The organism is Micromonospora sp. BQ32 (assembly GCF_059358895.1).
This window is the reverse complement of the sequence record NZ_JCADBI010000001.1, coordinates 139,114-163,064: the sequence shown is the minus strand read 5'-3', so window position 1 is coordinate 163,064 and position 23,951 is coordinate 139,114. Positions and strand designations below refer to the sequence as shown.

Here is a 23,951-nt window from a genome sequence, read left to right as displayed (position 1 = left end):
GGGGACGGGTCAGCCCTTGACCGCGCCCGCGAGCGACCCGGACGAGAGCCGGCGCTGCATGAACGCGAAGAAGATGAGGCTGGGCAGCGTGGCCAGCAGTGAGCCGGCGGCCAGGGGGCCCAGTCGGGCGGTGCCCTCGATGCCGACGAACCGGGCCAGCGCCACCGGCAGGGTGGCCAGCTCCGGGGTCTTGATCAGCACCAGCGCGAAGAAGAACTCGTTCCAGGCCGAGATGAAGGAGAACAGCGCGGTCGCGACCAGGCCCGGGGCGAGCAGCGGGAAGACCACCCGCCGCAGGACCTGCACCCGGGTCGCGCCGTCGACTGAGGCAGCCTCCTCCAGCTCTCTCGGGATGTTGCGGACGAAGCCCTGCAGCATCCACAGCGCGAACGGCAGCGCCCAGACCACGTAGATCAGCACCAGCCCGGCGTGCGTGTTGGCCAGGCCGACCTGCCGCAGCACCAGGAAGATCGGGATGATCAGCAGCACGAACGGGAAGAGCTGGGACAGCAGCACCCAGCCCAGCGCGGCGGTGCCGAGCTTGGAGCGGAACCGGGCCAACGCGTACGACGCCGGCATGGCGACCAGCACGGTCAGCACCGCAGAGGCGAGGGAGACCTGGAGGCTGTTGAGCGCCGCCCGGCCCAGCTCCTGCTCGGTGAATGCCTGGACGAAGTTCTGCAGGGTCGGGTTGTCCGGGATCAACGTCGGATGCAGACGTACCAGCTCGCGCGGCGGTTTGAACGCCGTGGAGAGCAGCCAGACCAGCGGGAACCCGAGGAAGATCAGGTAGCCGGCGAGCGCCAGGTACTGCAACGTCCGGCTCGTGCGGCTCGGTTTTCCGAACATGTCAGTTCGCCTCCCTGAGCCGGCGACGGAGATAGACCGCGAGCAGCGCGATGATGATCACGACCATGACGTTGCCGAGCGCCGCCGCGTAGCCGTAGTTGCCGTAGCGGAACGCCTCCTCGTACGCGAAGAGCATCGGCAGCATCGTCTTGCCGCCCGGTCCACCCGCGGTGAGCACGTAGACCAGGCCGAAGGAGTTGAAGTTCCAGATGAAGTCCAGCGAGGTGATAGCCACGATCACCGGCGCCAGCGCCGGCAACGTGACGTGCCGGAACCGGTGCCAGGGGCTGGCCCCGTCCACGGCCGCCGCCTCGTGCAGCTCGCGACCCACGCCCTGCAGACCGGCGAGCAGGACGACGGTGGTCTGCGGCATGCCCGCCCAGACCCCGACGATGATCACCGCGGGCAGGGCGGTGCTGAAGTCGCCCAGCCAGTTCGTCCGCAGCCCGTCGGCGCCGATGAGGTGGAAGAACTCGTTGATCAGGCCGGCGTCGGGGTGGTAGACGAGCTTCCAGAGGATGCCGACCACGACCGGTGGCATCGCCCACGGCACGACGGCCAGCACCCGCGCCACACCTCGGAACCGCAGTTGCTGGTTGAGCAGCAGCGCCAGCCCGAGGGCGAGCAGGAACTGCAACACCGTCACCCCGACCGCCCAGAGCAGGCCGATCTTGAACGAGTTCCAGAACAGCTCGTCGCCGAGGAGTTCCCGGTAGTTGGCCAGGCCGGTGAAGCTGACCTCGACGTTGCGCCCGGCGCGGGCGTCGGTGAAGCCGAGGTAGATGCCCCGCAGCAGCGGGAACACCGACAGCACCAGGATCGGCAGTAGCGACGGCAGCAGCAGAAGATAGATGGTGGTGCGGTCGGAGCGGAACCGGCTCGGCCGACGGGACGGCTCGGCCCGTTCGACGTCCGGCCGCTCGGCCAGGGTGGTCATGCGGTCACCCCTTCGCTGGACGGGTGGGTGGTCGGTGGGCCGGCCGGCCCGGTGGCGGGTCGAGGGGCCGGCAGTGTCGCGGCGCTGGACGCGCGGACGACGAGGCTTGGCGGCACCTGCTCGCGCCGTGGCGGCAGGGCGGCGTCGGCAATGCGTTGCAGGAGCAGTTCGGCGGCCCGGCGACCACGCTCGGCCGAGCCGAGCGAGACGCTGGAGAGCTGGGGGAACATCATCCGGGCCAGTTCGGTGTCGTCCATGCCGACCAGGGCGACGTCCTGCGGCACCCGGCGACCGGCGACCAGCAGGGCGTGCAGCGCGCCGACCGCGATGAGGTCGTTGGCGCAGACCAGGGCGTCCGGGTCGGCGCGGGCGAGCAGTCGCTCGGTGGCGGCGCGGCCGGCCGCGTACTGGAAGTCGCCGACCTCGATCAACTCGTCGTCGAGCGGGATGCCGTGTCGGGCCAGGGCGGCCCGGAACCCGGCGTCGCGGGCGGCGCCCGGGACGGTGTCGAGGGGGCCGTTGACGAAGCCGATCCGCCGTCGGCCGGTGGCGACGAGATGGTCCACGGCCAGCGCCACACCGTGCCGTGAGTCGGTACGCACGTTGTCGATCGGGGCGTCCGCGCCGAGCTGGCCGACGACCACCACCGGTACCGGACTGTCCACCAGCGCGGTGAGGTGGTCGTCGGTCACCCGGATCGGCGAGACGATCATCCCGTCCACGTATCGGTTGGCCAGCCGCCGCAGCAGGGCGGTCTCGTTGTCGATCCGCCCGCCGGTGGCGTGCACCAGCAGTTGCCGCCCGGAGGACGCGACCACGGCCTCGATGGCCCGCATCATCTCCACGTAGACCGGGTTGCCGATGTCCTCCACCGCGAGCGCGACGAGACCGGTGCGCTGGGACTGCAACGACCGGGCGATCGCGTTGGGCACGTAGCCCACCTCGGCCGCCGCCTCGCGGACCTTGCGGATCGTCTCAGGGCTGCCGCCGACGCCGTTGAGCACCCGCGAGGCGGACGCGATGGAGACGCCGGCGCGGGCGGCGACGGTGTGCACCGTGGGCCGGCCGTCCGCCGGTTCCTGTAAACGTTTACGACCCACGTTCGGCACCTCCACCCGATAGCTGTAAACGTTTCCGGGGAGTCTGCTCCGCAGGAACCGGAGAGGTCAAGGGCCCGTTACGAAAACGTTTCCAACCGCCGTGCCAGCAGATCAGCCGCCGTTGATCAAGAGGTTTGCGTCATCCCGCCCGGCGTGGCGTGACGCAAACCTCTTGATCACCGCTCGAAGGGCGGGCCTGCGGTGAGGGTGAGCTGTCTGCCTGGCCAGCGGGAGCGGAGCCTGCGGTCGTGGCTGGCCACGACGACGGCACCCGGGCCGGAACCCAGGGCGTCCTCCAGCTCGTCGCAGAGTGTCGGCGAGAGGTGGTTGGTGGGCTCGTCGAGCAGGAGCAACTCCGGCGGGTCGGCGACGAGCACGGCCAGGGCGAGCCGACGACGCTGTCCGACCGACAGGTCGCCCACCGGGCGGTCGAGGTCCGCCGGGGCGAGCAGGCCGAGCGACGACAGCGGTACGACCTCGGCCCGCTCCACCCCGACGGCCACGTCGAAGACCTGCCGGGCCGTCCGTCGCGCGTCCGTGAAGACGCTGTCCTGGGCGAGCAGGCCGACCCGCAGCCCCGGTCGTCGCCAGAGCGCTCCGGCACCGGTCAGGTGGCCGGCGAGCACGGCGAGCAGAGTCGACTTGCCCGCGCCGTTGGGGCCGGTCACCAGGAGCCGGTCGCGGGCCTTGATCTCCAGCTGTGCCACCCGTAGTCGGCCGGGAACCTCCAGTCGGTCGACCGTGACGACGACCTCGTCGCTGTCGCCGATGGCGAGCCCAGGCGGGTGGAAACGCAACGGCTCCGACGGCACCGGAACGGGGTCGCGCTCGATCGTCTCCAGTCGACGGGCGGCATCGCGGACGCGACGGGAGATCTGGTTCTGGACGCGGCCGGCGGTGTGCCCGTACCCCATCTTCTCGCTGTCGCGTGGGGCACGGCCGTGAGCGACCTGATGCCCGGTCACGACGGCGGCCTCGCGCAGATCGGCGAGGAGCGCCTGCTCGTCGTCGTAGCGCCGGCGCCATCGTTGCGCCTCGGCGCGCTTCGCCGCGAGGTACGCGGTGTAGCCACCGCCGAAGCGGACCGGCCCGTCCACCGCCGGGTCCAGGTCGATGAGATCGGTGCAGACCGCGTCCAGGAAGGCCCGGTCGTGACTGGCCACCACGACCACCCCGGGCATGGCACGGAGTTGGCCCTCGCAGAACGCCGCCGCCGCGTCGTCGAGGTGGTTGGTGGGCTCGTCGAGCAGTAGCGCGCTCGGCCGGCGGATCAGCATCGCCGCGAGGGCGAGCCGGCCACGTTGCCCGCCGGAGAGGGCGCCCAACGTCCGGTCGTGGGGCAGCCCGCCGAGACCGAGGCCGTCGAGGACCGTCCGGGCCCGCCGGTCAGCGTCCCAGGCGTCGCGGTCCTGCGCCCGCTCCAGCACCTCGCCGTACGCGGTCAGCAGCCGGTCGTGCTGCTCGGTGCCCTGCGGCGAGTCGGCGAGCGCGACGCCGATCCGGTCCAGCTCGGCGAGGTCGGCACGAGCCTCGCGCAGCGCGTCGTCGAGGACCGCGGCGATGGTGGTGGACGCCCGCAACGGCAGCTCCTGGTGCAGGAAACCGACGTCCGGTGGGCGGGTGACGGTGCCGGAGTCGGGTACGTCGACGCCGGCCAGGACCCGCAGCAGGGTCGTCTTGCCGGTGCCGTTCTCACCGATCAGGCCGATCCGGTGGCCGGGCGCGGCGGTCAGGGAGACGCCGTCGAGCACCCGGCGGTCGCCGCGGACCCGCACGAGGTCATGGGCGATGAGAGCAGGTCGAACAGACATGGAGTACCTCGGAGAACGACGATCCGGGGCGCGCACCGGCGCCCCGGATGGGAGCAGGGCATGACGACGGGGCCGCGGCGACGGCGGCGCGATCACGCGCCGGTCGGCGGCCGGTCCGGGTGCTCACCCGGAGATGTCGTCGTCACCTGCCACGCCTGCTCCGATCTCCGGCAACTCGGGCGCAAGAATAACGCAGCCGTCGCTGGCCTACGGCTCAGCTCCCGCCCGCCCGGGCCCCGGGGCGCAGTGAGTCGATGGTGAGGTCGAGGACGGCTTCCAGGTGGTCGATCTTTCCGGTGGAGAGCAGCAGCAGCACACCGCCCTGGATGCCGGCGAGCAGTGCCGCGGCGGCGCGGTCGGCGTCGAGGTCCGGGGCGATGTCGCCGGTCGACTGCATGTGCCGGATGCCCTCGGTGATCGCCTTCTGCCAGCGCCACATCAGCCCGGTCACGATCGCCTGCGCGCCGGGCGCCCGCCGGCCGGTCTGGCCGAGCAGGCCGTTGAGCGGGCACTTCACTCCCTGCGCGAGGTATCGCTCGATCAGTCGGTCGCGCCAGGCGAACCAGGCCGGCCAGGACGTCAGGTTGCTGAGCATCGGCTCCTGGTCGCTGAGCACCTGGTCCGCCTCGTGCTGGGCCACCGCGAGCAGCAGCCCCTCCTTCCCGTCGGGGAAGTAGTGGAAGAGCTGCCCCTTGCTGGTGCCGGTGTGGGCCATCACATCCTCGAGGCGTACCTCGTCGACGCCGCGCTCGCGGATCTCGGCGGCCGCGCCGGCGACGATCCGCGCGCGGGTCGCCTCGCCCTTGCGGGTCAACGCCCGTGTCATGAGACCTCCTGGTTTGGACCTGCGGTCCAACCTTACCTCGGTTTTTGGACTTGCAGGTCCACTTTTGCCGAGCAAAGGTCGGGAAAGCGCGGTCCGCAGCGGGCCGACACCACGATCGGGAGGGCACCACCGTGAACCACTACTACCTGCTCGGGCGGTCCGGTCTGCGGGTGAGCCGACTGGCGCTGGGCACGATGAACTTCGGCGTCGACGGGTTCCACGCCGCGTACGGCAAAACCGAGGAGGAGGCCGAGCCGATCTTCCGGCAGTACCTGGAGGCGGGCGGGAACTTCATCGACACGGCGGACTTCTACACCGCCGGCGAGAGCGAGAAGATCCTTGGCCGCCTGATCGACCGGGCCGGCGTCCGTGAACGGCTCGTGCTGACCAGCAAGTTCACCAACACCGTCGACCCGACCGACCCGAACGCCAGCGGCAACGGTCGCAAGCACATCATGCGGGCCGTGGAGGCGTCGCTGCGCCGGCTCGGCACCGACTACATCGACCTGTACCTGCTGCACACCTGGGACCGGATCACCCCGGTCGAGGAAGTCGTGCACACCCTCGACGACCTGGTTCGCGCCGGCAAGATCCGGTACGCCGGGCTCTCCGACGTACCGGCCTGGTACGCGGCTCGGGCGCAGAGCTACGCCGAGGCGCACGGGCTGGCCCCGATGATCAACGTGCAGCTGCCGTACTCCCTGGTCACCCGGGACATCGAGGCGGAGCACGTGACGATGGCCCAGACCCTGGGCATGGGGCTCACCGCGTGGAGCCCGATCGGCGGGGGTCTGCTCAGCGGCAAGTACCGGCGGACCGACGAGGGCATGAGCGGGACCGGCCGCCTGACGAACCCCGACGCCGCGGGTCGGGAGATCAGCCCCAGCGACTGGCAGGTCATCGAGGCGCTGGAGAGCGTGGCCACCGAGTTGGGGCGCAGCATGGCGCAGGTGGCGATCAACTGGGTGGCCACCCAGCCCGCGGTCGCCTCGGTGATCATCGGGGCGAGCAGTGCCGAGCAGGTCGGCAGCAACTTCGAGGCGCTCGACTTCGAGATCCCGGCCGACGCCCGCCGCCGAATCGAGGAGGCCAGCGCGCCTCAACTCGGGGGGCCCTACGTGATGTTCACCCCGCAGTACCAGTCCTGGGTGGTGAGCCCCGGTCTCGGCATCGGCGACAAGCCGGCCGGCTACGCCCCGCCGGTGTTCAACGGCGCCACCCAACCCACCAAGTGAAAGGACCGGACATGGCACAGAGCAACGACACCCTCGTTCGTGAGTTCGTCGAGGCGTTCAACACCAAGGACGCGGACCGCCTCGTTCCCTACCTACACCCTCAGGTCGTGTTCCACTCGTACGGCGACAAGCAGGTGCGCGGCCGGGACGCGGTCGTGGAGGTGTGGCGCGGCGTCTTCGGGACGTTCGCGGAGGTCCAGTTCGAGACCGTGCACCAGGCGGTCGACGGCGACATCGTCATCGCCGAGCAGGTCCACGGCCTCGGCCTGCCGGGCCGGCCGGTGGCGCCGGTCATGAACATGGCGATCTACGAGATCCGCGACGGCAAGATCGCTGCCTGGCGTGACTACACCAACCCGGAGTACGCCCAAAAGCTCGTCACCGGCTGACCCGCCCGCGTGCCCGCGGCCATGAGTCCGCAGCCCGGGTCATGGCCGCGCGCACCCCCTTCTGCCGCAAACCCCGCTGGAGGAAGACATGCACGCCATCCGAATGCACGAATACGGCGGACCGGAGGTGCTCCGCTACGAGGAGGCACCCGTGCCCGTCCCCGGTTGCGGCGAGGTCCTGATCAAGGTCGCGGGCACGTCGTTCAACCCGGCGGACGCCATCATCCGAGCCGGTGTCCTGCACCATTCCCACCCCGTCCGGATGCCGCACATCCCTGGCACCGACGTCGCTGGCACGATCGTCGAACTCGGCACCGGTGTCACCGGACACGCGGTCGGCGACCGGGTCATCGCGGCTCTGCCACGACCGGCGGACGGCGCCACCGGGGAGTTCACCCTCGCTCCGGCGACGATGGTGGTCCCCGCGCCAACGAGCATCCCGCTCGCCGACGCCGCAGCCCTGCCGATCGCCGGGCTCACCGCCTGGCAGGGCATCCACGACCACCTGCGGGTCCGACCCGGCCAGCGCATCCTGGTCAACGGCGCGGGCGGCGGCGTCGGTCGGTTGGCTGTGCAGTTCGCCAAGCTGGCTGGCGCCACCGTTCTCGGAGTGGCGGGCCCGGCCAGCATCACGGCAGCCCGGTCGGCCGGCCCCGACCAGGTCCTGGACTACACGGTCGACCAGCTGACCGAGCCGGTCGACGCTGTGTTCAACACGGCACCCGTCGGCGGGTCCGGCCTGAATCGGCTCGTCGCCCTCATTCAGCCGGAGGGTCGTCTGGTCTCTATCACCTCGTCCGCGGCGACAGACCGCCGCCACGCGGTGCGCGCGATGGTCATGACCGTCCGCCGGGATCCCGCCCACCTCAACGAGATTGCCCGCCGGGTGGACGCCGACGGGATCTCACCGGGCGTCAGCGAGCGCCTCCCGATGACCGAGATCGTCGAGGTGCACCGCCGCCACGCCGCCGGCCGCCTGTCGGGCAAGGTCGTGCTCAGTCACTGAACGAGCGGGTCCGTCACCTGGGATCAGCGGTCGCGCAGGGCCGCCGCCAGCTTCCTGCGCGACCCGATGCCGAGCTTGGTGAACACCTTACGCAGGTGTCACTCGACGGTACGAGGGCTGAGGAACAGCGCGGCACCGATCTCCGGGTTGGTCCGTCCCGCGAGTGCGAGCCGAGCCATCTGCGCCTCCTACGCTGGCGTGGCGGCAGCGCCGGCGGACCGTTCGGGTCTGATCGACGCCGTGGTGGCAGAAGCCCTCCTGCTACCACGACGTCCTCGACGATCACTCGCCGGCGCCGGCCGTCGGGGCGAACCCGGACGTCGGTGCCGCTTCTCCCTCGTAGAGCGCGACGTACCGCCGACGCCACTCGTCGCCGTCGGCGCCGAGGGCAGCGAGGTTGAGGGTGTTGTGTTCGATGCCCAACGTCGCCGGCAGGGTGCACACCCGCAGCGGTATCGCGTTCGCGTCGGCGATCCGGCGCGGCAGGTGGATCGCTGCCTTGAGGTCCACCACGCCGTCGAGCGGGCTGATCGCGACCGCCGCGGTCCGCAGACCGGTCCGCCGGGGCGGATTCGGGAGGCTCCGGGCGATCGTCAGGTACTGGGTGACGGCGGCGAGGGAGTATCCGCGCGACGTGACGCGGTCCCGGAGGACGCGACGCCCGTACAGCACGATGAGCGGCTTGACCGCGTAAGCCGGCGCCTGTCGCGGGTTCGGGCCGAAGAACGGCGACAGCAACAGCAGGTGCCGTACGACGTTGCCCGGCACCTGGGCGAGCCAGGCGGCCAGCACGGCGCCGCCGGAGATACCGACGACGCCGACCTCGTCTCCCAGGGCCGCCGCGACGGCCCACCCCTGCGCGGCGTACGTCGTCAGTTCACCGGCCTCGACCCGGTGGTGGGCCCGCCGGTCGACGGTGCCGTGCTGCGGGGCCCGGGGAACCCAGACGTTGTACCCACGGTCGAAGAACTGCTCGGCCAGCCCCGCGTACTGCTCGGGGGCGAGGGTGTATCCGTGCAGCAGCAACACGGCCCGGCCGGTACGGGCGCCGTGGCTCAGCAGGCGGCTGCGCGACTCCGGTCGGACCTCCGGATCGGCCGCCTCGGCGGCGATGATGGCCGCTGCGGCACGGGTGGCCGTGTCGAAGTCGAGCGGTCGGGTCGGCGCGACCCGGAGCCCCCGGCGGCCCACCGGCCAGAGATAGAGCCCGGCGACCGCCGCCCCGACGAGCGCCAACCCGCCGACGAGAAGCGCGATGATCTCCGGCATGCTCAGATGCTGACAGGGGCCGCGCTCGGCGCGGGCTGAGGGGGTGCGCCCGGGTGACCGGGCGCACCCGGTCAGCTATTCCCGGCTGGTCGGCGGCGCAAAGACGACCCGGGAGCGCAACTGCCGAAGACCGGTCCGCTCCAACTCCGCCAGCACCGTCACCCGGTGGCTTGCCACATCGGCGATGACCTCGCGGGCGCCGCCGGCGGCCAGCACCCGGACCGCCTCGGCCAGCAGCTCGGGCCGGGCAGCCTCGTCGAGGAGGCCGAGGTAGGCGAGCAGGGGGTAGCAGGCGTCGCCGGCCGTGCCGACCAGCCCGACCGGGTTGCCGGCCGCCAGGGCGATGCGCCATTCCTCGGTGGCGTCCCCCAGCCAGGCCAGCGGGTCGGTGGCGAGGTCGACGCCGCCGACCACCCGCGCGATCTCGACGCCGGTCAGCACGTCCGGCTCGGCGATCCTGGCGACCAGGGCGTTGATCTCGGCCACGTCGACGGGCGGACGGAAGTCGTACCGCCCGGAGGACGCCGGGAGGGGGGTGCCCGTCCAGGAGCACCGGAGCCGCTCCCCCCGCTCGACCAGCCCGGCGAGGCGGGCGGCCGCCATGGGCGCCCGCACGACGGCCAGCACCTCGGGTCGACGCCGCCAGTGCGCCGGCAGGGCGGCGTAGTACAGACCGGGACCGCCCAGCGCCTCGTGGGCGGCGCGCAGCAGCTCGGCGCCCACCTCCGGGTCGGCGTCCAGATCGAACCGGTCCAGCCAGGGGGCACCAACGGCGCCCGGTGGAAGGAGCCAGGCGGCCCGGCCGACCAACCGGCCGGCGCGCAGCGCGACCCAGGTGTTCTCGGGCCGGTAGCCACCACCGGCGATCCCCGTCGGCGTACGCGACCTGGCGCAGTTGGGGCAGCGGATCGGGCATGGAGTCGAACAGGTTTTCCTCGCCCGCGACGAGCGGACGAATGACCAGATCAGTCATGGGTTGGTCCTCCGGGAAGCGCGCGCCCCGGATCAGATCCGCGCGGACGCCGGAGCGCGGAGGGGGCGCAGAACATTGGACATTGTTCTGACCTCCTTCCAGCTCGACGGCGTGCCCGACGACCATACGCGCAGTGGTCGCCGCCCGCAACGGATCGTCACAGCGTCGGGTTGGTCGCCGAGCCACGCTTGTGGGCTCGCTGGTCGTACACGGTGATGCCGGCCAGGATCACCGCCGCGACGGCCGCCACCGCGACCGGCGGGAGCAGCACCATCGGCGGGGCCACCAGGGCCAGCGCCACCACGCCGACATACAGCGCCCGACACCGCGGTGCGGATCGGTTCTCCCGCTCCAGGGTGCTCCGCCCGATCAGGAACAGCACCGGGCCGCCGAAGATGATGGTCACCAGAGCCCAGTCGATCGGCGGATGCGGATCCTCGATGACCTGCCCGAAGCCGACGGCGGTGCAGATGATGCCACCGACGATCAACAGCAGGCTGTAGCTCGCCCACCGCGACAGTTGGATCCCCTCCCCACTCGCGCTCGAGGCATGGCCGGATCTGACGTGGTAGAAGTAGATCCGCCAGAACGAGACGACCACCACGAACGAGGCGACGAGGACGATGGTTCCCTCGGTGGTGAAGCCCGGGAAGCTGACCGCGGCGCCGGCTTCGAGCACCACCTCGGCGAGAGCGATCATGAAGAACTGGTTGTACCGCTCGGCGAGATGCTCCTGCGAGACGGTGACCCCCAGGCTGGTGAGCTGTCGCTTGCCCATGCGGGGCAGGGGGTAGCTGGTGCCGGCTCCGATCAGCTCGATGGCGAGAGCGAGGGTCCAGAAGACGCCCCGACCGAGACCACCGCTGATGCCGCCACTGATCCAGAGCACACTGGACGCCAGGTGCCAGGTCAGCACCCGGAGCGCGAACGCCTGACCCGCGTGACCCCGCAGGGCGAACGACGTGAAGAGCGGTCGACCGACCTGGATGGCGACGTAGGTGCAGGCGAAGACGACGCCGCGTTGGCCGAATGCCTGCGGCAACGTGACCGCCAGCACCAGCGTGCCGAACATCGTCGCCAGCAGAACGACCTGCAGATCCGGGCGCCGAGGGTCGTAGGTGCTCGCCAGCAGGGCGTTGAGCGACCAGATCATCCACATCGCCGTGAAGAACAGGACGGTCTGGCCCGCCTCGGACAGCAGCGCGTGCCGGACGATGGTCAGGTCGTCCGCGATCCGCCCGGCGAGGCGGGCCAGCGCGAAGACGTAGACGATGTCGAAGAGCAGTTCCAGGACGGTCGCCGAGCGGGGGCTCTTGCTGTCCCCGAGCCCACGGAAGAACTCGGTGCGGGTCAGCACGGACGGCGAGACGGCTCAGCCGGCCAGGGCCGCCGGCACGGGCGTACCGCGGTGGCGACCCTGTTTCGCTGCCATCGTCCCCGAGCCTCCTCACCGACCGGTCCCGCGTGGTCCCCCTATCTGCGTACTTTATCCATCTTTATCGGGGCTCCGTCGCTGATAGCGGATACCGGGTCGTCGGTACGCCGGATCATCTGTGCCGTCACCCTGCGGTACGAGGCCGGGTCGACGGGGAACAGCCACTGCCGGGCCCGGGTCAGCGGGCCGACGTTGAGCCCCAGCTCGTCGAGCACCTCGTCGACGTTGTGCATCGAGAACGGGATGATGTTCGTGCCGCGAGCGTGCCGTCCGTTGGTGCGCGTCGTCATCCAGAGCAGCCGGGCGCGCACCTCGTCGCGCATCCGGACCTCGGTCGGCAGGGTGATCCCACCCCGCAGGTACGCGGCCGTCCAGACCGCCGCCATCTCCGCGCTGAGCGGGCTGAAGAACGACGAGTTGTAGCCGGCGAACGTCAGTCGCGGCACGCCGATCGGCAGGATCTGCCGGTAGAGCATGAAGTTGCCGGCGTCGTCCTGGAGCCGGGCGTGCAACGCGTCGTCGAAGAACGGCACGTGCTGGCGGAAGCCGGTGCCACAGATCACCAGGTCGGCGGCGAGCACCGTACCGTCGGCCAGGCGGGCGGCGGGCCGGCCACCGTCGACCAGCAACTCGGTGATCACCTGATCCCGGTGCACGGCGATACGGCCGTCGGTGACCCGCTCGAAGAATCCCTCCGTGGCGAGGCTGACCGTGCTGCGGGCGATGTCCTCGAAGCTGCCGTTGGGCACGAGACCCAGCTCGCGCAGGTTGAGCTGCCGGGTCGCGACCGAGCCGACGCTGTCGACCATGCGCCGGCGCAGACCGTTCCCCGGGCCGTGCAGGAACCGCTCGAAGCCTTTCAGGTGCAGGTAGCGGAAGAGCGCCTCACCCATCCGGGTGAGCAGCAGGTACTTGTAGTTGAGCGCGCCACCGAGCTTGCGGGGCATCTTCCAGAGCAGCCCACGAGCCACCACGTGGGTCTGGGCGGCGACCTCGCTCACCGGGACCGCCACGTCGCAGGACGACTTGCCGTACCCGACCACGAGGACGTTCTTACCTCGGGCCGCCTCGATGTCGTGGAACTCCCCCGTCGCCAGTACGCGCCCTCCGGCGGCGGCGAAGCTCGCGTGCCCGTCGTAGGCCGGGACGAAGGGGTCGGAGAAGATGCCGTTGGCGACGATGAGGTGGTCGTACCGTTCCACCGTCAGCGGGTCCTGGACGCCCGCCGGCCGGGACGTGACCAGCCACCCGGTCTCGTCGTTGACGAGTTCGGCGGAGACGACCTCCGTGGACAGGCGCAGCGCGCCGGCCAGCTCGAACTTCTGCACGTAGCTCTCCAGGTACTGCTGGACCTGTTCACCGGACGGCCACTGCGGGTAGTGGGCGGGCATCGGCAGGTCGGAGAGGTGGTAGGTGCCCTTGTCGTTCTGGGTGTGCAGGCCGGGGTATCGGCGGGTGCGACTCCACACCCCACCGACGTCGGGCGCCCGCTCGAACACGGTGACGTCGAATCCGCTCTGCCGCAGCACCTTCGCTGCGCTCACACCGGCGAACCCGGCACCGACGACGGCAATCCTCATGGTCTCCTCCAAGGGACGGGCGAACCGCGCCGGCGATGACCGTCCGCGGTGGTCGCACGCTAGCGAGCAGACCGGGAAGGTCGCTATCCGCGCGGCGCGGGCGCTGTCCGCGGTACGCAGCCGGATCATTTTCCTGTCGGGTCGACGGCTTTCGGGTCTGGTCCGGCCCGGTCACGCCTTACGGTCAGCGCGACGGGACGCCCGGGAGGTGTCGGATGGATGCGGTGACGGTCCGGACGGACGACGTCGACCGGGCTCGCGCCGAGGTGGGCCGGATCTTCTGTCCACACCGGCTCACCCCACAGCCGGGTGTGCACAATGTGCAACTGCGCATGGCGGCCCGCCGGGCCGGCGGGGTGGGTGTCATCGACCTCGACTACGGGCAGTCGGTCCGCATTCAACCGCCCGCGCTGGAGACCTTCTACCTCGTCCAGATCCCCAGCGCCGGCAGCACGATGGTCCGGCACGCCGGTCAGACCGTGACCTCGACCGCCGATGTCGCCTCGGTCCTGTCCCCGTACGACTCCTCGGACATGCGGTGGTCCGAGGGATCGCCCCACCGGATCTTCTACGCCGACCGGCGCGCCGTCGACCGGGAACTCGCCCGCCTGCTGGGCCACCCGGTGGACGATCCGGTCCGCCTCGACGTCGGCATGCTCATGACCACGCCGACCGCGCAGGCCTGGGCGCGCGGGGTGGCGTTCCTCGCCGACGAGCTGTCCCAGCCGGCGGACGCGTCCCTGTTCGACCACCCGCAGGTCGCCGCCCGCTTCGAACAGGGGCTCATCGGCAAGTTGTTGCTGACCCACCGGCACAGCCACTCCCACCTGCTGGCCGAGCCGGGCCGGCACGCCCACCCCGGACGTCTCGTCCGCCGGGCCTGCGCCCTGATCTCCGAGCACCATGGCGAGGCACTGACCGTCGGTGACGTCGCCGAGGCGCTACGGGTGAGCGTACGGACGCTGCAGGACTGTTTCCGCCGTGAGTTGCAGACCACCCCGACCGCGTACCTGCGGTCCTGCCGGCTCGACGCGGCGCACCGCACGCTCCGTTCGGCCCCGCCGGGGGCATCCGTGACGACGGTGGCCCTGCAACACGGCTTCGTGCACCTCGGCCGGTTCGCGACCGAGTACCGGACGCGATTCGGGGAGTCACCGTCCACGACACTGCGGCACTGACCGGGTCGTCCCGCGTCGTACCGTCCGGCCGATGATCTGGCACGATCACCGGCCGGACGGTACGGCCTACGGGCGTCAGGTCAGCCGACCGACCCCGGCGCCCGCGGTGACCAGCGCCGGAACGTTTGCCGCCGGGTCCAGCTGGTACGGGTAGTAGGTACGCGGCTCGACGACCGTGCCGGCGGTCTCGGGCTGGCCGGAGTTGACGAAGACGTTGCCGCGCTGCACGGCACGGCCGGGGCCACTGTCGGCGTAACCGCTCGCGGAGTGCAGCGGGTACGGGACGTCCCGGAAGTAGTTGCCCTCGACCAGAACGCCGGCGTTCTCGGTCGACGCGACGCCGTAGAGGGTGTTGCCGAGGAAGTAGTTGTTGTAGACGTGCACTGGCTCGCCGAACCGCACCCGGGGATGGCGTTGGCGGCTGTGGTCGAAGAAGTTGTGGTGGATGCTCACCTTCAGGTGCCCGATGTCGGTGGACGCCGCGCCGTCGGAATGCCCGATGAGCATGCTCTTGTCGGCATGGTCGAAGTGGTTCCAGGAGACCGTCACGTAGTCGGCGCCCCGCACGATGTCGACCGAGCCGTCGATCGCGCCGGCGAAGCGGTTGTGGTCGATCCAGATGTGGTGGGAGTTCTGGCCGACGTTTATCGCGTCGTCCTCGGCCTCGGTGAAGTTGATGTTGCGGACGATCACGTTGTACGACCGGTAGAAGTCCAGCCCACCCCCGGTGATCTCGGCGTTCCCGACGCCGATGATCGTCTTGTGCGGACGCACCCCCTGCTTGCTGCTGATCCGGATGACGCCGCTGACCTGGATGACCATGGGGCCGATGGTGTCGATGTAGTCGAGGAAGTCCGCCGCGTTGGTAGCGGTGACCACCGGGCCGCCGGCGCCGCCGGTCGTACCGTTCTGACCGAGCGCGACAACGCTGGCGAACCCGTCCGGTTGGCCGGCCGGCACCGCGCTGGGCGAGGCAGCGGCGATCGTCGACGACAGCTTGCCCACCCCGGCGCCGGCCGAAACCGTGGTCGGGACGTCGGCGGCGGGGGTGAGCTGGTAGGGGTAGTAACCGCGTGGATCGGGAACGGTGCCGCGGGTCTCGATCGGATGGTTGCAGGCGACGAGGATGTTTCCCCGCGCCACGATCCGGCCCAGATCGCCGCTGAAGTCCACCCGGCCGGGGTTGTTCACGGAGTAGAAGTAGTTGTTCTCCATGAGCACGGCGGCGTCGTAGGTGGACGCGACCCCGTAGCTGTTGTCGTAGTAGTAGTTGTTGTAGACGTGCGCCAACGCGGAGAACCGTACCCGGGGGTTGCGCTGGTCGGAACGGTCGAAGAAATTGTGATGATAGGTGACCCGCAGCCGGCCGATGTCCTGCGGTCCGGCGTCCTCGTCATGGCCCAGCAACAACGTCTTGTCGTGATCGTGGAAGTGATTCCAGGAGACGGTCACGAAATCGGAGCCCCGTTTGATGTCGACCGCGCCGTCATCGCCATTCGAGAACTCGTTGTGGTCGATCCAGATGTGGTGGGAGAACATCTGTACGTTGATCAGGTCGTCGCTCGCGCCGGTCAGGTGCAGGTTGCGAATGATGATGTTGTGTACGGCGTTCGCTGGCGGCGCGGTGACGTCGTCATCGACCGGCACACCGATGTTCAGCCCGCCGCCGGAGAGTGTGGCGGTGGCGCCGAGCCCGATGATGGTCTTGTCCGAGGTGACGTCGTGCATTCCGTCGTTGCTGCCTGCGGGCAGGTTGATGGTGCCGGAGACCTGGATGACGTAGGGCCCCGGCCGGGCGATGTAGTCCAGGAACTGGGCGGCGGTGGTGGCGGTGACGGTGGGTCCGCCGGCTCCGCCGGTGGTGCCGGCCTGGCCAAGCGCGGCGACGCCGGCAAAGCCGTCGGCGGGGCCGGCGACAGCTCTGGCGGCCGGCTTCGCCGACGCGGCGGTGTGGGCGGCCTGGGCCAACCCGGGTGGGGTGAGCAGGACGGCGACGAGGCCCACGGCGGCGGGTGACCACCAGCGCGACGGGATGCGGCGAGCGGGCGTGAAGGGCATTGGGCTGCTGCCTTTCGCGGGACGGAACGCGGACCGGGCGTGGCCCGATGGGCCGCGGCGGCGAGCCCGAACCGCTCGGCGACGCCTGGACGGCGGCGTCGCCAGGCACGGGCCAGCGCCGGATCGGCCGACGATCCGTGGCGGTGGGGTGCGAGGTCGGAAAGCGCTTTCCAGTGCCCATGCTAGGCACGGCGATTAATTCGTGTCAATCAACAGATCTTGATTTCTTGCAAACGGTTGTTGCATTGATCATGGCCTACGTTGCTGATCTAGTAACCGCCGAGGGCCGGCTCCGCGACGCCCTCCCCCACCAACGCGGATAAATGCCGCAGGTTCACGTCAGAGCATTGACGTTGGTCGTGGTTCCGTGCTTACTTCGCTGCAAACCTTTGCAGGCCCGGGAGGTGCACGGCGATGTCACCCAGGACCGTTGATCGAGGTCTCGTCGCCCGACGTCGGCCACCCGCCCACCGGGTGGCCCCGCACCGCGCCGGCACCCCGCGGCGTCCGGGAATGAACCTGCGCCACCGACGACTCAGCCACCCCGGAAAGAGCGTGTCGAGCATCGACAACTGAATGTCAGCAGTCGCGCAAACAGCACCCGCGGCTGCACAGAACGGGCATGATCGTTCGGTGACAACCGCTCGGAATGCCTGCCGACTCGACCGCCAGCGGCCGAGCGATAAGTGTTGCCCAAATAGCCTGCAACATACCTGCACATACAATTCATTGACTCTCGCCAGTGCGTCTCCCTACCGTTCGTGTATGGCTCATTTCGTATCCGTTACGGCATCGAAAATCTGAGGCCGCCACCACCAGGGAGATCCACGATGACAGCAACGAAACCTCGGGGCCGGCCGAGACCCCGGCTGATCGCGGCGGTGCTCGCCGCCGGGGCGCTCGCCGCCACGGCGGTGCTCATCGCCACGCCGCCCGCCTTCGCCGACACGCTGCTCAGCGACGACTTCTCCGACGGCAACTCGACCGGCTGGTCGCGGTCGGGAGGCAGCTGGTCGGTGGTGACCGACGGTTCACTGGTCTTTCGGCAGTCCGGCACCAGCAGCGATGCCCGGGCGTTGACCTCGGCCCCGGGCTGGGCGGACTACGGCGTCCAGGCGCGGGTCAGACCCACCGGGTTCGGCGGCACGAACCGGCACGTCGGGGTGATCGCCCGGGCGCAGAACAGCAGCAGCTACTACGCGCTGGCGGTCACCGCCAGCGGCGGCGTGCAACTGCTCCGGCGCGCCGGTGGAGACCCGGTGGCGCTCGACTCGGCCGCCGGTGGCGTGACCACCGGCAGCTGGGCCACGCTGCGCCTGGAGGCCGTGGGCACGACCCTGCGGGGCTACGTCAACGGCGTGCTGGTGGTCGAGGCGACCGACAGCGCGTTCGCCGCCGGCCGCGCCGGGCTCGCCACGTCGTACGCCAGCGCCTCCTTCGACGACGTCCGCGTGGACACCGAGACGGGAGCGCCCGGGGAGCCGCCGGGCGAGCCGACACTGCCACCCACCGAGCCGCCACTGGACCCGGGCGCACCGCCGGTCGGCTTCGCCTCGGTGAACGCGCTCGGCCAGAACGGCACCACCGGCGGCGCGGGCGGTCCGACCGTCACCGTTGACACCGCCGCCGAGTTCCTCGCCGCGATCGGCACCGCCGGCGCGTTGAACATCCGGGTCAGCGGTGTGATCGCGCTACCCGGTCCGATGCATGACGTGACCTCGGACAAGACGATCGTCGGCGTGGGCGCCAGCTCGGGCATCACCGGCGGCGGCCTGAACATCGGCCTGCCGGTGAGCACCGCGACCAGCCCGCCCGCCAACGCGGTGCACAACGTGATCGTCCGCAACCTGAACTTCCGCAACACGGTGGACGACGCGATAAACGTGCAGATGTTCTCGCACCACATCTGGATCGACCACAACGACCTGGCGTACGGCTATGACGGGCTGATCGACATCAAGCGTGGCGCCAGCTACGTCACCGTCTCCTGGAACCACACCCACCACCACACGAAGAACATGCTGCTCGGGCACGACGACAGCAACGCCGCCCAGGACACCAACTATCTGAAGGTGACCTACCACCACAACTGGTTCGACCGGACACCGCAGCGCAACCCGCGGGTCCGTTTCGGCGAGCCGGTGCACGTGTTCAACAACTACTTCGTCTACAACACCGACGTCGGAGTCGCCTGCCAGCTCAACTCCGGTTGCGTGGTCGAGGGCAACTACTTCGAGGACGTCGAGGTGCCGTGGTCGATCAGCTACGCCGGGTCCAAGGGCCGGCTGATCGCCCGGAACAACGTGCTCGCCGGCACCAGCGAACCGGGCGACGCGGGTGGTTCCGTGCAGGAGCCCAGCACCTACTACCCGTACACGGTCACCGATCCGAACACGATCAAATCGGTCGTCTCGGCCGGCTCCGGCACCGGAAAGCTCGGCTTCTAGCCGCGGCGGCGGTGCCGGTCGACCGGCACCGGCCCCGTCACCAAGGGAAGACACCACCCCCATGCATCGACACTCGTCGATCGAATGCCCACGTTCCTGGGCAGACCACCACCAAGGAGGTTCCGTGCACACCACCGACACCTGGCGAAGGCATCGCCGAGGTCTCCTGCTCGCCATCGGAGCCGCGCTCGCCGCGGTCGCCCTCGCCCTCGGCATGGGTGCCACCGGCGCCTACGCCGACACCCTCTTCACCGATGATTTCGAGGACGGCAACGCCACCGGATGGACCGCGTCCGGGGGGAGCTGGACGGTCGCCACCGACGGCTCCCGGGTCTACCGGCAGTCCGGCACCAGCAGCGACGCCCGGTCGTTGGCCGGTACGGCGAGCTGGACCGACTACTCGGTCCAGGCCACCGTCAAGCCGACCGCGTTCAACGGCTCCAACCGCTTCGTCGCGCTGCTGGCCCGGGCGCAGAGCAGTACGAGCTACTACTACCTGGCGCTGCGCAGCAACAACACCGTCGAGCTCAAGCGACTCAGCGGCGGCTCCAGCACCACGCTGGACAGCGCCGCGACCACGGTGACGGTCGGCACCGCGTACACGCTGCGGATCGACGTCGCCGGCAACTCGTTGAAGGGTTACGTCAACGGCACACTGCTGACCGAGGCCACCGACAGCCAGTTCGCCAGCGGCCGGATCGGCGTCGCCACCTTCAACGCCAGCGCGAACTTCGACAACGTGCAGGTCACCAGTGCCACCCCCGGGCCGGACCCGACCGACCCGACGCCGGACCCGCCCGGTGACCCGGGCCCGAACGTGGCCGACGGCTGGGCCTCGGTCGACGCCTGGGGTCAGAACGGCACCACCGGCGGGGCCGGCGGCCCGACCGTCACGGTGACCACCGCGGCGCAGTTCATCGCCGAGGCCGCCTCGGCCGGTCCGAAGATCATCCAGGTCAGCGGACTGATCGCGCTGCCCGGCCCGATGCACGAGGTCACCTCGGACAAGACGATCGTCGGACTCGGCGCCAACTCGGGCTTCACCGGCGGCGGTCTCAACATCGGTCTGCCGATCGACAACGCGGTCACCAGCCCGCCCGCGAACGCCGCGCACAACGTGATCCTGCGAAATCTGAACTTCCGCAACTGGTCCGACGACGCGATGAACGTGCAGATGTTCTCCCACCACATCTGGATCGACCACAACACCTGGACCACCGGCTCCGACGGCGGCCTCGACATCAAGCGCGGCTCGTCGTACGTGACGGTGTCCTACAACCACGCCGACGGCACCGACAAGAACATGCTGCTCGGGCACGACGACGGCAACGCCGCCCAGGACACCGGGCGGTTGAAGGTCTCCTACCACCACAACTTCTTCGACGAGACCCGTCAGCGCAACCCCCGCGTCCGCTTCGGCGACCAGGTGCACGTCTACAGCAACTACTACCTCAACACCGGTGACTACGGCGTCGCCGCCACCGAGAACTCCGGCGTGATCGTCGAGGGCAACTACTTCGAGAACGTCGACGATCCTTACCACCTGGCCGAGGCGTCCTCCGGCCCCGGCCGGCTGGTTGCCCGGAACAACTGCCTCATCAACACCGGTGCGGGTGAGACCGGCGGCAGCGTCACGAACCCGCCGTACCCGTACACCATCACCACCGCCTGCGACATCAAGGCCGTCGTGACCGCGCAGGCCGGGGTCGGCAAGGTCGGCCTGCCGGGCGGACCGACCAGCCCGCCCCCGACGACCCCTCCCCCGACCACCCCGCCGCCGACCACCCCACCGCAGACCGGTCTGGTCGGCTGGGCCACCCAGAACGGCGGCACCACCGGCGGCGCGGGTGGCCAGACGGTCACCGTCTCCGACGGCCCGGCGCTCGCCGACGCCCTGGAGTCGGCGGCACCGCTGATCATCCGGGTGCAGGGTTCGCTCACCATGCCGGACAAGATGAACGACGTCCGGTCCAACAAGACCGTGCTCGGGGTCGGCAACGCCACGCTCGACAACGGGCTGAACGTCAGCAGCGCCACCAACGTCATCATCCGCAACCTCACCTTCCGGGGCTGGGACGACGACGCGGTCAACGTGCAGAACTCGCGCAACGTCTGGATCGACCACAACACCTTCGACGGCGGCTACGACGGCGCGTTGGACATCAAGCGGGAGTCCGACTTCGTCACCGTCTCGTGGAACCGGGTCACCAACCACACCAAGAGCATGTTGCTCGGCCACGACGACGGCTTCACCGCCGACATCGGGCACCTGCGGGTGACCTACCACCACAACTGGTTCGACGGCAGCAAGGAGCGGCACCCCCGGGTCCGGTTCGGTGACCCGGTGCACGTGTTCAACAACTACTACTTCGGCGCGGACTACGGCGTCGCGTCCACCATGGGCGCCGGCGTGCTCGTCGAGGGCAACTACTTCGAGAACGTGACCCGGCCGACCGCGGTCGGCTACGCCGAATCGGACCCGGGCGACCTCGTCCAGCGCGACAACGTCTTCGTCAACTCCGGTGCGCCGGAAAGCGCGGGCGACGTCGCCACCATCCCCTACTCCTACCAACTCGACGCCGCCAGTGGTGTGAAGGCGAGCGTCACCGCAGGTGCCGGCGCCGGACGCATCACGGTCTGACCCGGTGGTGGGGCGGCGGTCACCGGACCGCCGCCCCACTCCTGCGTGTGCGGCCGGCCGGAAGGGACGACCCGCCGGACGCTGCTCCGGCCGACGAAACTGTTATCCGGGTACGGCCGGCGAGTCTCCTGAGGTGAGGCGTTGGCGGGTTCCCCCGCCACCGCAGCACGGATAGTGCTGCGACCACACACGAGGGAGTCGAGACGATGCGCGCAACCGGCCAGGGTGAAGCGGACGCCGCGAGGGGAAACCGGGGCGTCCACGCGCAACCCCGACACGGGATGCTCGGCCGCCTCCCGATCGGTGCGAGGCGGCTGCTGTGGCCACTCCTCGTGGCCACCGCGGTCGCCGTACTGGTGACCGGTGTGATCGTCGTGGTGCAGCCGACCGGGCCGACGCCGGCCCCGGCGGCGACGCAGGCGCTCGACGTGCCGCCGCCCACGAGCCCGCAGCCCGGCGTGTCCAGCGCGACCACGCCCGCCGCCACGACGAGCCCGGCGGGGGCGACCCCGACGCCGCCGCCGGCGGTGAAGCCGACAACCGGGCGTCCGGTCGCCCCGGCGGCCCCGGCGGTGACCTCGAAGCGCAAGGGCGTCGGGGTGTGGACCTTCGACGGCGTCAGCCAGGCGCTGGCCAACTCCGGGGCGAGTTGGTACTACACCTGGGACGTGGCCCACTCGGGCGTCACCAGCCCCAAGGGCGCCGAGTTCGTCCCGATGATCTGGGGGGCGAAGAGCGTCACCGCCACCAACCTGCAACAGGCCAAGAAGAACGGTCGCTACCTGCTCGGGTTCAACGAGCCGGACCTGAAGGGTCAGGCGGAGATGACTGTCGAGCAGGCGTTGGAGCTGTGGCCGCAGTTGCAGGCCACCGGCCTTCCGCTGGGCAGCCCGGCGGTGGCCTGGGGCGGCGACCGGCCGGGCGAGTGGCTCGACCGGTTCATGGCCGGGGCGAAGCAGCGCGGCTACCGCGTCGACTTCATCGCCCTGCACTGGTACGGCGGCGACTTCACCACCGCCAACGCGGTCAACCAGCTCAGGTCGTACCTCCAGGCCGTGCACGACCGGTACCAGCTGCCGATCTGGCTCACCGAGTTCGCCCTGATCGACTTCTCCAACGGCGTCCGCTTCCCCACCCAGGCACAGCAGGCCGCGTTCCTCACCGCGGCGACCCGGATGCTGGGCGGCCTGTCCTGGCTACACCGGTACGCGTGGTTCGGCCTGCCCGCCACGGACAAGGACCAGACCGGGCTGTTCCGTACCGGCAGCACCGCCACCGCCGTCGGCCGCGCCTACCAGGCGGCGCGCTGACCTACAGCACGTCGACGTGGTCCCGCCAGGAGTGCTGCGGCTCGTACCCCAGCACCCGGCGGGCCTTGTCGATGCTGAGCAGGGTCTCGTGCTCACCCAGCTCCTTACGGATCTCGACGCCCGGGTAGACCTCGGCCATCAGGCTGGCGCTGGACCTGGTCATCACGGTGTCGGCGTTGGCGATGACGAAGACGTCGGCGCCGGGCTGGTCGTACGCGAGCGCCCGCTCGACCGCCTGGGCACCGTCGCGGGCGTCGATGTAGCCCCACAGGTTCCACCGACGCAGCCGCGGGTCGGCGTCGAACGAGGGGAACGGCGCGTAGTCCTCGATGTCCATCACGTTGGAGAAGCGCAGCCCCACCATGACCAGCTCCGGGTCCCACCGGCAGAAGTGCCGGGCCATCTCCTCCTCCAGGGCCTTGTTCAGCGAGTACGTCGACTCGGGCCGTGGCGCGTACTCCTCGTCGACCGGCGCGTACGGCGGCGGGGTGTCGAACGGCAGCCCGAGCACCGTCTCGCTCGACGCCCACACGACCCGCTTGATTCCGGCCGCCCGGGCCGCGGCGAACACGTTGTACGTCGCGGCGGAGTTGTTCGCGAAGGTGGTCGCGTTCGACATCAGCCCGGGGGCCGGGATCGCCGCGAGGTGCACGACCGCGTCGATGCCGCCCGCGTGCTCGTCGGCGCCCCCGGTGAACGCCTCCACCACCTGCCCGTAGTCGGTCAGGTCGACCAGCAGGAACTCGCCGTTCACGCCACGGGGGTCGCGTCCGCCGACGCGGTCGACCGCCAGGACGTCGACGCCCGCGGCGCGCAGGTGCGCGACCACGGCGCGACCGAGCTTGCCGGTGGCACCGGTGACGACGACGCGCTCGGGCAGTACGGAATCGCTCATGCCGACATCTTC

Annotated in this window: 19 protein-coding genes; 7 read left to right on the top strand and 12 right to left on the bottom strand. The window is 70.3% G+C overall.

From position 1 onward, the window contains the following. Positions 1 to 9: 9 nt before the first annotated feature. From AC5L30_RS00690 to AC5L30_RS00670, 5 genes are all read right to left on the bottom strand, one after another. The gene (locus tag AC5L30_RS00690; protein WP_238667634.1) at positions 10 to 849 is read right to left on the bottom strand and encodes a carbohydrate ABC transporter permease; all 840 of its coding nucleotides are present in this window, start codon (positions 847 to 849) and stop codon (positions 10 to 12) included. Between the two features lies 1 nt (position 850). Further along, positions 851 to 1,786, bottom strand: a complete 936-nt coding sequence (locus AC5L30_RS00685; protein WP_494864447.1) for a carbohydrate ABC transporter permease — start codon at positions 1,784 to 1,786, stop codon at positions 851 to 853. Then, complete coding sequence (locus AC5L30_RS00680; protein WP_494864446.1) at positions 1,783 to 2,886, bottom strand: LacI family DNA-binding transcriptional regulator; 1,104 nt, start codon at positions 2,884 to 2,886, stop codon at positions 1,783 to 1,785. The genes AC5L30_RS00685 and AC5L30_RS00680 overlap by 4 nt, the downstream gene beginning before the upstream one ends. Positions 2,887 to 3,062: 176 nt before the next feature. Next, the gene (locus tag AC5L30_RS00675) at positions 3,063 to 4,697 is read right to left on the bottom strand and encodes an ABC-F family ATP-binding cassette domain-containing protein (protein WP_494864444.1); all 1,635 of its coding nucleotides are present in this window, start codon (positions 4,695 to 4,697) and stop codon (positions 3,063 to 3,065) included. A gap of 214 nt (positions 4,698 to 4,911) precedes the next feature. Then, the gene (locus AC5L30_RS00670; protein WP_494864442.1) at positions 4,912 to 5,523 is read right to left on the bottom strand and encodes a TetR/AcrR family transcriptional regulator; all 612 of its coding nucleotides are present in this window, start codon (positions 5,521 to 5,523) and stop codon (positions 4,912 to 4,914) included. Between the two features lie 131 nt (positions 5,524 to 5,654). On the opposite strand from AC5L30_RS00670, the gene AC5L30_RS00665 reads away from it, so the two are divergent. From AC5L30_RS00665 to AC5L30_RS00655, 3 genes are all read left to right on the top strand, one after another. Next, positions 5,655 to 6,758, top strand: a complete 1,104-nt coding sequence (locus AC5L30_RS00665; protein WP_494864441.1) for an aldo/keto reductase — start codon at positions 5,655 to 5,657, stop codon at positions 6,756 to 6,758. Between the two features lie 11 nt (positions 6,759 to 6,769). Further along, a complete protein-coding gene (locus AC5L30_RS00660) occupies positions 6,770 to 7,147 on the top strand; it encodes a nuclear transport factor 2 family protein (RefSeq protein WP_494864439.1) in 378 nt (125 codons plus the stop codon). Between the two features lie 88 nt (positions 7,148 to 7,235). After that, positions 7,236 to 8,153 carry an NADP-dependent oxidoreductase gene (locus AC5L30_RS00655; protein ID WP_494864437.1) on the top strand — a complete coding sequence of 306 codons (918 nt, stop codon included), beginning with the start codon at positions 7,236 to 7,238 and terminating at the stop codon, positions 8,151 to 8,153. 98 nt (positions 8,154 to 8,251) lie between these two features. On the opposite strand, the gene AC5L30_RS00650 is transcribed toward AC5L30_RS00655, so the two are convergent. From AC5L30_RS00650 to AC5L30_RS00630, 5 genes are all read right to left on the bottom strand, one after another. After that, entirely contained in the window at positions 8,252 to 8,332 is an 81-nt protein-coding gene (locus AC5L30_RS00650) for a hypothetical protein (RefSeq protein ID WP_494865300.1), read from the bottom strand. Between the two features lie 103 nt (positions 8,333 to 8,435). Then, the gene (locus tag AC5L30_RS00645; RefSeq protein WP_494864436.1) at positions 8,436 to 9,422 is read right to left on the bottom strand and encodes an alpha/beta hydrolase; all 987 of its coding nucleotides are present in this window, start codon (positions 9,420 to 9,422) and stop codon (positions 8,436 to 8,438) included. A gap of 75 nt (positions 9,423 to 9,497) precedes the next feature. Next, a complete protein-coding gene (locus AC5L30_RS00640; protein ID WP_494864434.1) occupies positions 9,498 to 10,232 on the bottom strand; it encodes an acetyltransferase in 735 nt (244 codons plus the stop codon). 320 nt (positions 10,233 to 10,552) lie between these two features. Beyond that, positions 10,553 to 11,752, bottom strand: coding sequence for a low temperature requirement protein A (locus AC5L30_RS00635; protein WP_494864433.1), 1,200 nt, complete (start codon positions 11,750 to 11,752; stop codon positions 10,553 to 10,555). A 116-nt stretch (positions 11,753 to 11,868) separates the two neighbouring features. Continuing rightward, positions 11,869 to 13,410, bottom strand: coding sequence for a flavin-containing monooxygenase (locus tag AC5L30_RS00630; protein ID WP_494864432.1), 1,542 nt, complete (start codon positions 13,408 to 13,410; stop codon positions 11,869 to 11,871). Positions 13,411 to 13,625: 215 nt separating this feature from the next. Between AC5L30_RS00630 and AC5L30_RS00625 the strand changes: the two genes are divergently transcribed. Further along, positions 13,626 to 14,588, top strand: a complete 963-nt coding sequence (locus AC5L30_RS00625; RefSeq protein WP_494864430.1) for an AraC family transcriptional regulator — start codon at positions 13,626 to 13,628, stop codon at positions 14,586 to 14,588. A gap of 75 nt (positions 14,589 to 14,663) precedes the next feature. Here the strand turns inward: AC5L30_RS00625 and AC5L30_RS00620 are convergent, their stop codons facing one another. After that, positions 14,664 to 16,646 (bottom strand): pectate lyase family protein, encoded by a 1,983-nt coding sequence (locus tag AC5L30_RS00620; protein ID WP_494864428.1) that lies wholly within the window; start codon positions 16,644 to 16,646, stop codon positions 14,664 to 14,666. An 830-nt stretch (positions 16,647 to 17,476) separates the two neighbouring features. On the opposite strand from AC5L30_RS00620, the gene AC5L30_RS00615 reads away from it, so the two are divergent. The 3 genes from AC5L30_RS00615 to AC5L30_RS00605 all read left to right on the top strand — a co-directional run bounded on the left by AC5L30_RS00615 (position 17,477) and on the right by AC5L30_RS00605 (position 23,044). After that, positions 17,477 to 19,093, top strand: a complete 1,617-nt coding sequence (locus AC5L30_RS00615) for a pectate lyase family protein (RefSeq protein ID WP_494864427.1) — start codon at positions 17,477 to 17,479, stop codon at positions 19,091 to 19,093. Between the two features lie 124 nt (positions 19,094 to 19,217). Continuing rightward, entirely contained in the window at positions 19,218 to 21,734 is a 2,517-nt protein-coding gene (locus AC5L30_RS00610) for a pectate lyase family protein (RefSeq protein ID WP_494864426.1), read from the top strand. A gap of 206 nt (positions 21,735 to 21,940) precedes the next feature. Next, on the top strand, positions 21,941 to 23,044 hold the full coding sequence (locus tag AC5L30_RS00605) for a glycoside hydrolase family protein (RefSeq protein ID WP_494864425.1): 1,104 nt from the start codon (positions 21,941 to 21,943) through the stop codon (positions 23,042 to 23,044). Between the two features lies 1 nt (position 23,045). Here AC5L30_RS00605 and AC5L30_RS00600 read toward each other — a convergent pair whose 3' ends face one another. After that, a complete protein-coding gene (locus AC5L30_RS00600) occupies positions 23,046 to 23,939 on the bottom strand; it encodes an NAD-dependent epimerase/dehydratase family protein (protein ID WP_494864423.1) in 894 nt (297 codons plus the stop codon). Positions 23,940 to 23,951: the final 12 nt, after the last annotated feature.

Bases quoted from the DNA above. Each gene is read 5' to 3' on its own strand.
- AC5L30_RS00620 (WP_494864428.1), bottom strand. From the start codon at position 16,646: ATGCCCTTCACGCCCGCTCGCCGCATCCCGTCGCGCTGGTGGTCACCC.
- AC5L30_RS00660 (WP_494864439.1), top strand. From the start codon at position 6,770: ATGGCACAGAGCAACGACACCCTCGTTCGTGAGTTCGTCGAGGCGTTC.
- AC5L30_RS00615 (WP_494864427.1), top strand. From the start codon at position 17,477: ATGACAGCAACGAAACCTCGGGGCCGGCCGAGACCCCGGCTGATCGCG.
- AC5L30_RS00670 (WP_494864442.1), bottom strand. From the start codon at position 5,523: ATGACACGGGCGTTGACCCGCAAGGGCGAGGCGACCCGCGCGCGGATC.
- AC5L30_RS00675 (WP_494864444.1), bottom strand. From the start codon at position 4,697: ATGTCTGTTCGACCTGCTCTCATCGCCCATGACCTCGTGCGGGTCCGC.
- AC5L30_RS00645 (WP_494864436.1), bottom strand. From the start codon at position 9,422: ATGCCGGAGATCATCGCGCTTCTCGTCGGCGGGTTGGCGCTCGTCGGG.
- AC5L30_RS00655 (WP_494864437.1), top strand. From the start codon at position 7,236: ATGCACGCCATCCGAATGCACGAATACGGCGGACCGGAGGTGCTCCGC.
- AC5L30_RS00600 (WP_494864423.1), bottom strand. From the start codon at position 23,939: ATGAGCGATTCCGTACTGCCCGAGCGCGTCGTCGTCACCGGTGCCACC.
- AC5L30_RS00650 (WP_494865300.1), bottom strand. From the start codon at position 8,332: ATGGCTCGGCTCGCACTCGCGGGACGGACCAACCCGGAGATCGGTGCC.
- AC5L30_RS00625 (WP_494864430.1), top strand. From the start codon at position 13,626: ATGGATGCGGTGACGGTCCGGACGGACGACGTCGACCGGGCTCGCGCC.
- AC5L30_RS00690 (WP_238667634.1), bottom strand. From the start codon at position 849: ATGTTCGGAAAACCGAGCCGCACGAGCCGGACGTTGCAGTACCTGGCG.
- AC5L30_RS00605 (WP_494864425.1), top strand. From the start codon at position 21,941: ATGCGCGCAACCGGCCAGGGTGAAGCGGACGCCGCGAGGGGAAACCGG.
- AC5L30_RS00685 (WP_494864447.1), bottom strand. From the start codon at position 1,786: ATGACCACCCTGGCCGAGCGGCCGGACGTCGAACGGGCCGAGCCGTCC.
- AC5L30_RS00630 (WP_494864432.1), bottom strand. From the start codon at position 13,410: ATGAGGATTGCCGTCGTCGGTGCCGGGTTCGCCGGTGTGAGCGCAGCG.